Origin of the sequence: Mesorhizobium sp. M0663, from assembly GCF_040320585.1 — a bacterium.
In the GTDB taxonomy this organism is placed as follows: Bacteria; Pseudomonadota; Alphaproteobacteria; order Rhizobiales; family Rhizobiaceae; genus Mesorhizobium.
Map to the genome: position 1 here is coordinate 129,747 of NZ_JAMYPX010000010.1, position 11,339 is coordinate 141,085.

Here is an 11,339-nt window from a genome sequence, read left to right on the forward strand (position 1 = left end):
CTGTCCGTTATGGTTACCGATCAGCGTAAATATTCAGTGAAGCAGCCCGCCGAATTTGCGAAGCCCGGCCTGTTGGTGTATGCCGCGCCGCCTGAGCCGTTTGGACCAAAGGGCCCTCGGCATTCCCCTCATCCCGCTTTCCGGATCACCATGCCCCAGCCAGACCTTGTCATCTTCGATTGCGACGGCGTGCTCGTCGATTCCGAAATCATCGCCGCGCGGATCGATGCCGAGCTGTTGACCTCGGCCGGCTACGAGATATCGGCCGAGGAGATTTCCGAGGTTGCCGGGTTGACTTTCAAGGACATCATGATGCGGGTCGAGGAAAAGTCCCGGATCCCGTTCCAGGCCTCGCTGATCGACAAGGAGGAACAGCTGGTCGATCGTCGGCTGCGCAGCGACGTGCGTGCCATCGACGGGGCGCACGAGGCTGTCGCCGCGGTAGCAGTGCCGCGCTGCGTCTGTTCGAATTCGCGTTCGGAGCGAATCGAATTCATGCTGGAGAAGGTGCAGCTTTTGCCGTTCTTTGCCGGCCGTATCTTTTCCTCGCTGGAAACCCCGACCGGGAAATCCAAGCCGGCGCCGGACGTGTTTCGGTTCGCCGCGGAAAAGCTCAAGGCCGATCCTGCGAACACCTTTGTCATCGAGGATTCGGTGCATGGCGTCACCGGCGCCAAGACGGCGGGAATGCGCGTCATCGGCTTCACCGGCGCGGCGCACAGCTATCCCGGCCACGCCGATGCGCTGACCGAGGCCGGCGCGGAAACGGTCATCCGCCGCTGGGCGGAACTGAAAAGCGTGATCGCCGCGCTGTCGGAATGGTCGGCGGACGCCTGAGAGGCCGCCTCCAACCGCCGTGGCGCGAATGCAGCGGCTCAGTTGGTCGCGGCGGCTTTCTTCTTCCTCGGCTTGTCTGTCGCTACTTTCGGAGCGCCCTCGTCATACCCGGCATATGCCTGGTAGTCCTTCGCCGTCGGCTCCGGAACGACGACGTTGGAATCGGTGAAGACGAACTGCGTGGCACTCGAAGGATCGGTAACCTGGACCTGATAGGAGTGAAGCTGCGAATAGAGAACTTCGGTGCCGTGCATCACCGCGATGCGGATCGGCATGGTGATGGTGCCGGGGGTGAACATCGGGCCAGGCACGACCTTGCCGGCGACGGCTATCTTCATCGACAAGGAGCCGTTGGCGCGGCTGCAGTCGCGGGTCACATCGGTGATCGAAGCCTGATAGATGATCTTGGCGGAATCGTCCGGCTGATCGGCGCCAGCCGCGTCCGCTGCCGGCTGGGCGGCTTCCTCGGCGGCAACATCGGTTTTTTTCTTCGGCTTCGGACCGCTCTTGGCGTAGGTATTGAAGAAGGCAGTGCCGTCACGCAACGTCACTTTCGGGCAATAGGCCTGCAGCTGGCTGGAAAGCACCTTGGGATCGGGTGGCGGTGGCGGTGTCGTATCCTTTTTGCCGAAGCCGAGAATTCCATTGTCGCTCGATTGGCAACCTGCGGCGGCAAGCATAAAGCCGGCGAGCGCCAGACCCGCGACAAAACGACCGTTGAATGAATGAAACGCCATGAACTGCACTTCCCTCTCGCAAAGCCGGTGACGTATATCAACCGCGCGGCAAAAATGCGACTGAGCCTGCGCAGAAATCCACCACCTCGCGGCGGGCGAAAATTCCCGGCAGCAATGGAAACGTGACGATGCAATATGTGAGTACCCGCGGGGAAGCGCCCGCGCTTGGATTTTCCGACGCGGTGCTGGCCGGACTGGCGCGCGACGGCGGGCTCTACCTGCCGAGCGCCTGGCCGCATTTTTCCGCAGCCGAGATCCGCGCCATGCGCGGCCTTGCCTATCCCGATCTTGCCATCCGTGTGCTGTCGCCGTTCCTCGGCGGCGAGATCGCGGCGCCGGTGTTCGAACGGCTGGTGCGCGAAGCCTATGCGACCTTCCGCCATGAGGCCGTCTGCCCGCTGGTGCAGACCAGGCCGAACAGCTTCGTGCTCGAGCTGTTCCACGGCCCGACGCTCGCGTTCAAGGACGTGGCGATGCAGCTTCTTGCGCGGCTGATGGACCATGTGCTGGCCGAGCGCGACCAGCGCGCCACCATTGTCGGTGCCACCTCCGGCGACACCGGAGGGGCCGCCATCGATGCCTTTGCCGGGCGCAACCGCACCGACATCTTCGTGCTTTTCCCGCACGGGCGCGTCTCGCCGGTACAGCAGAGGCAGATGACGACCTCGACCGCCGCAAACGTCCATGCGTTGGCGATCGAAGGCAATTTCGACGACTGCCAGGGCCTGGTAAAGGACATGTTCAACGACCACGGTTTTCGCGACCGGGTATCGCTGTCCGGCGTCAACTCGATCAACTGGGCCCGCATCATGGCCCAGATCGTCTATTATTTCTCCTCCGCGCTGTCGCTCGGCGCGCCCGACAGGCCGGTTTCCTTCACCGTGCCGACCGGCAATTTCGGCGACATCTTCGCCGGCTATGCCGCCAAGAAGATGGGGCTGCCGATCGAACGGCTGATCATCGCCACCAACGACAACGATATTCTGGCACGCACGCTGGCGACCGGCGAATACCGCATGAAGGGGGTCTTTTCGACCACGTCGCCCTCGATGGACATCCAGGTGTCTTCGAACTTCGAACGCTTGCTGTTCGAAGCGTCCGGCCGCGATGCCTCGACCGTACGGCGCTACATGAACGGGCTCAAGCAGTCCGGCGCCTTCACCATCGAGGCCGGCGAAATCGCCAAGATCCGCTCCGAATTCGACGCCGGCCGCGCCACCATGGACGAGGTCGCCGCCACCATCCGCACCACACTTGCGGCGAGCGGCTATCTGCTCGACCCGCATACGGCCGCGGCCGTGCATGTGGCCGCCGGCAAGGCTGCGGGTGAGGTGCCGATGGTGGTGCTGGGCACTGCGCACCCGGCAAAGTTTCCCGCCGCAGTCGAAGCCGCCAGCGGCGTGTCGCCTGCCCTGCCTGCATGGCTAGGCGGGTTGATGAGCGCCCAGGAAAAATACACGGTACTTCCATCCGACCTGAAAATGGTGGAAGATTATCTCGGCCGCCACACGCGGGCGGCGCGTTAGGGAGTAATTGCCATATGGGTGTTGAGGTAAGCCGTCTGTCGAACGGCCTGACAGTCGCCACCGAAACCCTTCCAAGCCTCGAATCTGTTGCCCTTGGCGCCTGGGTCAAGTCGGGCGCACGCAACGAGCGTGACGAAGAGCACGGAATGGCGCACTTGCTCGAGCACATGGCTTTCAAGGGCACCAGGCGGCGAAGCGCCTTCGAGATCGCCTCGGAGATCGAGGACGTCGGCGGCGAGATCAATGCCGCCACCAGCGTCGAGACGACCTCCTACTATGCAAGGGTTCTGAGCGACGACGTGCCGCTGGCCGTCGATATCCTTTCCGACATCCTGCAGGAATCCGAATTCGATCCGCAGGAGTTGGAACGAGAGCAGCATGTGATTCTGCAGGAGATCGGCGCCGCGCACGATACGCCCGACGACGTCGTTTTCGATCACTTTACCGAGACCGCCTTCCGCCACCAGACTATCGGCCGCTCGATTCTTGGCACGCCGGAAACCGTCAAATCCTTCACTTCGAAGCAGCTGCACGACTTCATCGAACGACAGTACGGCGCCGAGAACATGGTGATGGTGGCGGCCGGCGATATCAAGCACGACGATTTCGTGCGGGAGGTCGAAAAGCGTCTCGGCAGCTTCCGCGGCAAGGCCGACGGCACCATCCCGCAATATGCGCAGTATGTCGGCGGCGATTTTCGCGAGGACCGCGACCTGATGGACGCCCAGATCGTGCTGGGTTTCGAGGGCCGCGCCTATCACGTCCGCGATTTCTATGCCTCCCAGGTCCTGTCGATGATCCTGGGCGGCGGCATGTCGTCGCGACTTTTCCAGGAAGTCCGCGAGAAACGTGGCCTGTGCTATTCGGTCTATGCCTTCCATTGGGGTTTTTCCGACACGGGCGTCTTCGGGGTCCATGCGGCGACCGGACAAAGCGATATTGCCGAGCTGGTGCCTGTGATCATCGACGAGCTGCAAAAGGCCGGTGAAAACATCCTGCAGGAGGAGCTTGACCGGGCGCGTGCCCAATACCGCGCCGGGCTGATCATGTCGGCCGAGAGCCCGGCCAGCCGCGCCTCGCAGATCGCCAGGCAGTTGCTTCTGTTCGGCAGGCCGATCGCCAAGGAAGAGCTGATGGAGCGGCTGGCGGCGTTGACTGTCGAGCGGCTGACGGATCTGTCGTCCCGGCTTTTTTCGACCAAGCCGACGCTTACAGCCGTCGGGCCGGTGGGTACGCTCGCGCCCTATGAGGCCATCCTCGATTCGCTTTCGGGCACGCAGACCACTGCCCGTAAGCTTGCCGTCTAAGCCTATTCGAGCGTCGTGTTCGCGCTCCCTTTCTTTCGCCGCGACCTGCCGGCACTGAAGGGCGAGCTTGTCACGCTGCGCGTACCGCTGACCAACGACTATCGCGAGTGGTCGGTGCTGCGCAGTGAAAGCCGCGCTTTTCTTGAGCCGTGGGAGCCGCGATGGACCCCTGACGAACTCGACCGCACGGCGTGGCGGCATCGTATCGGGCGCTACCGCGAGGACTACGCGCAGGGGACGGCGATCGCCTTCTTCATCTTCGAGAAAAGCAGCGGCAAGCTGGCCGGCGGTATCACCCTCGGCAATATCCGCCACGGGGTCGCCCAAAGCGGCCATATCGGCTACTGGATCGGCGAGCGCTTCAGCGGACGCGGCCTGATGACCGATGCCGTCAAAGTGGTGACGCGTTTCGCCTTCGAAACGCTGCGATTGCACCGGATCGAAGCTGCCTGTATTCCCGACAACGCCCGGTCGATCCGCGTGCTTGAAAAAGCCGGATTCCGGCGCGAAGGACTGCTACGATCCTATCTCAGGATCAACGGCATCTGGCAGGACCATTACCTATACGCCCGAATCGCGGACGATCCGCCGGGCGTTGGAACAAAGGACTGATTTTGACGAATTTTCTGCGCAAGGGGTCGCTGCTTGCCTTTATGCTGGCGGCAATCGTCACGCTCTGCGCGGCATCCTCGGCCTTTGCCGTAGAACCGATCAAGATCGCCCGCGACGACGTTGCGCTCGATCTTTCGGGGGCCGTCTCGATCTACCGGAACCAGGGCGAGAATTTTCAGGTGTCGACCGCGCCAGGCCCGGACGGCATCGTGCGGCGCATCGAGGTCGAGGCAAATGATGCGCGCTCGACCGGTGACTGGGCGGTGTTCGCGCTCGCTAATACCACCGACCAGCAGCTCGACAGGCTGATTGTCGCACCGCATTTCCGGCTGGTGAATTCCGGCCTGTTCTGGCCGGATCTCGGCTCGACCCGTATCGCTGCGATCACGCCCAGCGAAGGCTTTGCGCTCGACCGTCAGACCAGCCCCGACGCCGACGTGTTCCGGGTGACGTTGAACCCGGGAACGGTGATTACCTTCATCGCCGAGCTCGCCTCGCCCAAGCTGCCGCAGGTCTATCTGTGGGACCCTGAATCCTACAAGGACTCGGTCAATTCCTACACGCTGTTTCGTGGCATCGTCATCGGCATCGCCGGCCTGCTGGCGCTGTTCCTGACCATTCTTTTCGTCGTCAAGGGGACCTCGATGTTCCCGGCAACGGCGGCCCTAGCCTGGGCGGTGCTTGCCTATATCTGCGTCGATTTCGGCTTTCTCAACAAGATCATAGAAATCTCACCGGGCAATGAGCAGATGTGGCGCGCCGGAACGGAGGTGGCGCTCGCGGCGACCTTCGTGGTGTTCCTGTTTGCCTATCTCAACCTCAACCGGTGGCACGGCCATTTCAGCTACGGCGCACTGGTCTGGATTCTGGGGCTAGTGCTGATCGCCGGTGTCGCCATCATCGATCCGGCGGTTGCCGCCGGCATTGCCAGGCTGTCCTTCGCCGCCACCGCGCTGACCGGGCTCGGCCTGATCATCTTCCTCGGTATCCGCGGTTACGACCGCGCCATCATGCTGGTGCCCAGTTGGGTGATGGTTCTGCTGTGGCTATGCGGATCGTGGATGGCAATCACCGGCATGCTGGACAACGATATCGCTCAGCCGGCGCTGGGCGGTGGGCTGATCCTCATCATCCTGCTGATCGGCTTCACCGTGATGCAGCACGCTTTTGCCGGCGGCGCGCTGCATCAGGGCCTGTTCTCCGACCTTGAGCGGCAGGCGCTGGCGGTTGCCGGATCGGGCGATACTGTGTGGGACTGGGACGTGCTGCGCGACCGCGTCGTCACTCGTCCCGACGTCAGCATTCAGCTCGGTCTTACCCCCAACAGCCTCGGCGGCCCTGCCCGCAACTGGCTGCCGGTGCTGCATGCCGACGACCGCGACACGTTTCGCACGACACTCGACGTGGTGCTCGAGCACCGGCGCGGCCGGGTGTCGCAAAACTTTCGCCTGCGCGGCGCCGACGGGCACTATCACTGGTTTTCGTTGCGCGCCCGGCCGGTGATCGGCTCGGACGGCGAGGTCATCCGCTGCGTCGGCACCATGGTCGACGTGACGGAGCAGAAGAAATCCGAGGAACGGCTGCTGCATGACGCCGTGCACGACAATCTGACCGGCCTGCCCAACCGCGAGCTGTTCATGAACCGGCTGGAGGCGATCATTTCGATTGCCCGCACCGAAGAGAAGGTGCGCCCGACCGTCTTCGTCATCGACATAGACCGGTTCAAGCAGGTCAATGACGGGCTCGGCATCTCGGCCGGCGATACGATCCTTTTGACTATCGCGCGGCGGCTGCACCGACTGCTCAAGCCGAAGGATTCGCTGTCGCGCTTTGCCGGCGACCAGTTCGCGCTGATGCTTTTGTCGGAGCAGGATCCGGCCCGCATCGCGGCCATTGCCGATGCCATCAAGCACGCCATCAACAACCCGATCACCTTCGCCAAGCGCGAGATCGTGCTGACGGCCTCGATCGGGCTGATCACCTGGACCGCCACGCAGACCTCGGCCGAGGACATGGTCAAGGATGCCGAGCTTGCCATGCATCAGGCCAAGCGCTTCGGCGGCGACCGGATCGAGCCGTTCCGTCCCGCCTTCCGCACCGTCGGCACCGACCGGCTGCAGTTCGAGTCCGATCTGCGCCGCGCCATCGAACGACGCGAATTCACGCTTGCCTACCAGCCGATCGTGCGGCTGGAGGACGGCAGCGTCGCAGGCTTCGAAGCGCTGCTGCGCTGGGACCATCCGCGGCGCGGCATGATCCCGCCGGCGGATTTCATTCCGGTCGCCGAAAACTGCGGCTTGATCGTGCAGCTTGGCCTGTTCGCCATGCAACAGGCTGCCGAAGACCTGGCGGGATGGCAAAAGCAGATCGGCGATGCGCCGCTGTCGGTCTCGGTCAATCTGTCCAGCCGTCAGCTCATCCGCCGCGACCTGGTCAGTGACGTCCGCTCGGTTATCGCACGAGCCAACCTGAAACCGCGCTGCTTCCGGCTCGAACTCACCGAATCGCTGGTGATGGACAATCCCGAGCAGACCGCCCATGTGCTGACCAAGCTGAAGCAGCTTGGCATCGGCCTGTCGCTGGATGATTTCGGCACCGGCTATTCATCGCTGGCCTATCTGACGCGCTTTCCGTTCGACACTATCAAGATCGACAAGAGCTTCGTCGACGACGCGACGCCGAAACGTGCGGTGCTGCTCAAATCCATGGTCAACATGGCGCATGAACTCGGCCTGTCGGTTGTCGCCGAAGGCATTTCGGACGAGAGCGATGCGCTGGAGTTGCGGCAGATGGGCTGCGAATACGTGCAGAGCTTCATGTTCGGCGCGCCGATGCCGGGCGACCAGGTGCTGAAGACGCTGAAGGAACAGTATCCGTTGACCCAAGCGTGACAAGTTTCGGGGACGTGATGAGGCTCAGGCGTGACCGGCAGCCAGGCTGAGATGCGCGAGATCGATGCCGATCGAGGCGAGGATCCGGTCATATTTGCGATCGATGTCGGCGTCGAACAGAAGCTCGGCACTTGCCGGGCAAGTCAGCCAGCCATTCTCGACGATCTCGTTTTCAAGCTGGCCCGCACCCCAGCCGGCATAGCCGAGCGCCATCAGCGCCCGCCGGGGTCCGCGGCCGGAGGAGATGGCGCGCAATATGTCGACGGTCGCGGTCAGACAGACATCGTCGGACACGGCGAGCGAGGATTCCACCCGGTAGTCGCCCGAATGCAGAACGAAGCCGCGGCTGCGATCCACCGGTCCGCCATTGCGCACGACGAAGTCGCGCGCCGGCGGCGGCAGGCGAATTGCCTCCAGCTCGTTCATGATGCCGAGTTGCACGAGCAGGTCCGGAAACAGCATCTGCTGCGTCTGGTTGATGATCAGCCCCATCGCGCCTTCGTCGCTGTGCGCGCAAATGTAGATGACACAGCGCGTGAAGCGGTCATCCTTCATGCCGGGCATGGCAATCAGGAACTGATCGTCGAGAAAGCCGGGTCCTGCGGCCGTCCTTTTATGGCGCAACAAATCCATGGCCACAGCGTAACGCGTTTCCGGGGCGTCGAAAAGATGGGCGGCGCCCGATTTGATCAGGCTCGTAAATCGAAGGTCACGCAAATATGATGCCGGCCGCGTCACGAAATCATTGTGCCGCCATCAACGGACGATCAAATCACCGGCATGCAAAGCTTGAAAATCCTGCTGCTTAGCGTGGCCATTGGATCGGCGACCGGCCTCCCCGCCTCAGCCTCCTCATCGGCCTGGTACAACAGCGAAGGCGGCAGGGTGCGGCTGGTAACAAGCGGCAAAGCCGACGAGGCCGGACGTCTCCAGGGCGTCCTCGACATTGCGCTGAAGCCGGGCTGGAAGACCTATTGGCGCGATCCGGGTGATGCGGGCGTGCCGCCACAGATCGACGTCTCGGCCAGCACCAACATTGCCGACGCGACGCTTTCGTTTCCGCCGCCGCAGCGCCACGATGACGGCTATGGCAAATGGGCCGGCTACGACCACCCGGTTTCGTTGCCGGTGACGTTCACGCTTGCCGCGCCCGGCCAGCCGGCCGTCATCGATGCGGACATCTTCCTCGGCATTTGCGAAACCATCTGCATCCCGGTGCAGACAAGGCTGACCGTCGATCCCGGCGCCGATCCCGACAACGCCGAGGACGCGGCACTGGTCAAGGCAGGCCTTGCCACCCTGCCCGCCACGGCAACGCCCGATTTCGGCATAAACGTACTGCCGGGCGACCACGAAACGCTGATTGTCGAAGCGAGCTTTCCGGGCAGCCCCGAGGGCGCCGACTTCTTCGTTGCCGGCGAACGCGACTACATGTTCGGTGCCCCGGCACGCAGCGAAAAGGATGGCAAGCTGATCTTTACTGTGCCGATCCTCGACAGGCCGTCGACAACGCCAACCGATGGCGGCCTGCACTACACACTGACAAGTGCCGCAGGCGCGGTCGAAGGCCTGTTGCCATTCCCGTGATGCCAACGTCTGGACGGTTGCCGGGCGCGCCTTAATTCGCTATCGCAAGGACACTCCCTTCCATTTCCAAGCGAGGACCATCATGACGATCTCCGTTGGCGACAAACTGCCCGATGCGACCTTCAAGACAATGACCGCCGACGGTGCAAGGCCGATCACGACGGGCGAGATATTCTCAGGAAAGACGGTCGTGCTGTTTGGCGTTCCAGGCGCTTTCACGCCGACCTGCAGCAACAATCATCTGCCCGGCTACCTGGATAATTACGACGCCATCCTGGCGCGCGGCGTCGACACTATCGCCGTTGTCTCGGTCAACGATGTTCACGTCATGGGGGCTTGGGCGCGCTTCAGCGGCGGTGAAGGCAAAATCCTTTATCTTGCCGATGGCAATGGCGATTTCGCCAAATCGGTCGGCCTCGACGCCGACCTCTCCGGTGGCGGCATGGGGCTGCGCTCGAGGCGTTTTTCGATGATCGTCGATGACGGCAAGGTCACTGCGCTCAATGTCGAGACAAAGCCCGGCGTCGACGAATCCGGTGCGGCTCACATTCTCGGACAGCTTTCCGTCCTGGCGACAGCCTAGGCCAGGCACGGCAAAGGGCGCCTTCGAGCGCTCAACGTCCAAAGGACGCTGACTTTTGCATCGGCGTATGATCCTTCCGAAAGCCGACCCGGTTTTCGGGACCATGCGTCGGCCCTTCGGGACTGTTTGCTTTTGGGGACCTCGATTATGTCTGACATCGTCTGGCGCAGCGTCGCGATCGGCATCGGCGCAACCGCGCTTATGGATGTCTGGGCGATTTTCCTGAGCAAGGTGTTTGCTCAACCGCGGCCGAACTGGGGGCTGGTCGGCCGCTGGGTCTGGCATCTCAGGGAAGGCAAGGTCTTCCATGACGACATTGGCAAGGCCTCGCCCTACCCGCATGAATCAGTACTTGGCTGGGCCTTTCATTATGCTGTCGGCATCGTCTACGGCTTCATACTGGTCGTGCTGGCCGGAACGGCCTGGCTCACCGCGCCGACCTTCCTGCCGGCCTTTATCATCAGCATGGTCACCGTCGGCGCCGGCTGGTTTCTGCTGGCGCCCGGCATGGGCGCCGGCTGGGCCGCTTCGAAGCGGCCCAATCCGATGCAGGTCCGCGCCCTCAATCTTGTGTCGCACACGGTGTTCGCAATCGGACTGTTCGGCACCGCCCTGCTGATCCGATAGGTAATTAACTGTCGCGGCGCTGCGTCGGCCTGTCGATCGGCTGCCATCCATGGATAACGCGACGCGCGCTGATATCGTATGCGAAGTAGTTCCCACCGCCCGCTGGCTGATCCGCCTCGCGGCTGATTTCCCGACCGCTCAAAGAGAGCAGCAGGAGCGTTCCGACACCTCCGTGACCTATGAAAGCAACGTCGACGGCGGCGTCGGTGCGTAGCACAGTGTCTACCTCGCTTAGAATACGACGCTGGGCTTCGATAGCTGGCTCCCATCCACGAATGCTGCTGTTTGGATTGGCGAAGAATTGGTCGGCGACCGCTTCGAACTCCGATGGCGGCAGGAAACCGGTTGCCGATCGGTCATTCTCATGCATCCGTTCCCTCACCTCGACTGCAAGGCGGAGATGCCTTCCGAGTATCTCGGCGGTTTCTATCGCCTTGCGTTCACCCGACGACACGATCCGCCGGATCGACCCAACCCACGGCTGATCGAGCATTGCAGATGTTCTCGCTCGCCCGATGTCGGACAGTCCCCACTCCGGCACTGGAACGTTGGCATCGACCTGAACCTGGGGATGCGTGATGTAGTATGCAATCGGCATGATAAGAGCTTTCCTGCCAGAGAGCGGACCCGCA

At 62.7% G+C, this 11,339-nt stretch carries 11 protein-coding genes; 8 read left to right on the top strand and 3 right to left on the bottom strand.

Features of this window, described 5'->3' with window-relative positions; translation table 11 throughout:
* Positions 1-150: 150 nt before the first annotated feature.
* The gene (locus tag NKI54_RS19145; RefSeq protein ID WP_352692183.1) at positions 151-837 is read left to right on the top strand and encodes an HAD family hydrolase; all 687 of its coding nucleotides are present in this window, start codon (positions 151-153) and stop codon (positions 835-837) included.
* Positions 838-875: 38 nt separating this feature from the next.
* Here the strand turns inward: NKI54_RS19145 and NKI54_RS19150 are convergent, their stop codons facing one another.
* Positions 876-1,574, bottom strand: coding sequence for a hypothetical protein (locus tag NKI54_RS19150; RefSeq protein WP_023674152.1), 699 nt, complete (start codon positions 1,572-1,574; stop codon positions 876-878).
* Positions 1,575-1,702: 128 nt separating this feature from the next.
* Here NKI54_RS19150 and thrC point away from each other — a divergent pair, with 128 nt between their 5' ends.
* From thrC to NKI54_RS19170, 4 genes are read left to right on the top strand one after another with little or no spacing between them, the layout of a single operon-like run.
* Positions 1,703-3,100, top strand: a complete 1,398-nt coding sequence (gene thrC / locus NKI54_RS19155; RefSeq protein WP_352692184.1) for a threonine synthase — start codon at positions 1,703-1,705, stop codon at positions 3,098-3,100.
* Positions 3,101-3,114: 14 nt separating this feature from the next.
* On the top strand, positions 3,115-4,407 hold the full coding sequence (locus NKI54_RS19160) for a M16 family metallopeptidase (RefSeq protein ID WP_023674150.1): 1,293 nt from the start codon (positions 3,115-3,117) through the stop codon (positions 4,405-4,407).
* 15 nt (positions 4,408-4,422) lie between these two features.
* A complete protein-coding gene (locus NKI54_RS19165; protein WP_254818464.1) occupies positions 4,423-5,019 on the top strand; it encodes a GNAT family N-acetyltransferase in 597 nt (198 codons plus the stop codon).
* Between the two features lie 2 nt (positions 5,020-5,021).
* A complete protein-coding gene (locus tag NKI54_RS19170) occupies positions 5,022-7,910 on the top strand; it encodes an EAL domain-containing protein (RefSeq protein ID WP_352692185.1) in 2,889 nt (962 codons plus the stop codon).
* A 24-nt stretch (positions 7,911-7,934) separates the two neighbouring features.
* Here NKI54_RS19170 and NKI54_RS19175 read toward each other — a convergent pair whose 3' ends face one another.
* Entirely contained in the window at positions 7,935-8,543 is a 609-nt protein-coding gene (locus NKI54_RS19175) for a YqgE/AlgH family protein (RefSeq protein WP_352692203.1), read from the bottom strand.
* A 147-nt stretch (positions 8,544-8,690) separates the two neighbouring features.
* Here NKI54_RS19175 and NKI54_RS19180 point away from each other — a divergent pair, with 147 nt between their 5' ends.
* From NKI54_RS19180 to NKI54_RS19190, 3 genes are all read left to right on the top strand, one after another.
* Positions 8,691-9,497 (top strand): protein-disulfide reductase DsbD domain-containing protein, encoded by an 807-nt coding sequence (locus tag NKI54_RS19180; protein ID WP_352692186.1) that lies wholly within the window; start codon positions 8,691-8,693, stop codon positions 9,495-9,497.
* A gap of 82 nt (positions 9,498-9,579) precedes the next feature.
* A complete protein-coding gene (locus NKI54_RS19185) occupies positions 9,580-10,080 on the top strand; it encodes a peroxiredoxin (RefSeq protein WP_352692187.1) in 501 nt (166 codons plus the stop codon).
* 147 nt (positions 10,081-10,227) lie between these two features.
* On the top strand, positions 10,228-10,707 hold the full coding sequence (locus tag NKI54_RS19190; protein WP_352678169.1) for a DUF2938 domain-containing protein: 480 nt from the start codon (positions 10,228-10,230) through the stop codon (positions 10,705-10,707).
* Positions 10,708-10,711: 4 nt separating this feature from the next.
* Here the strand turns inward: NKI54_RS19190 and NKI54_RS19195 are convergent, their stop codons facing one another.
* Positions 10,712-11,305 (bottom strand): histidine phosphatase family protein, encoded by a 594-nt coding sequence (locus tag NKI54_RS19195; protein ID WP_031211060.1) that lies wholly within the window; start codon positions 11,303-11,305, stop codon positions 10,712-10,714.
* Positions 11,306-11,339: the final 34 nt, after the last annotated feature.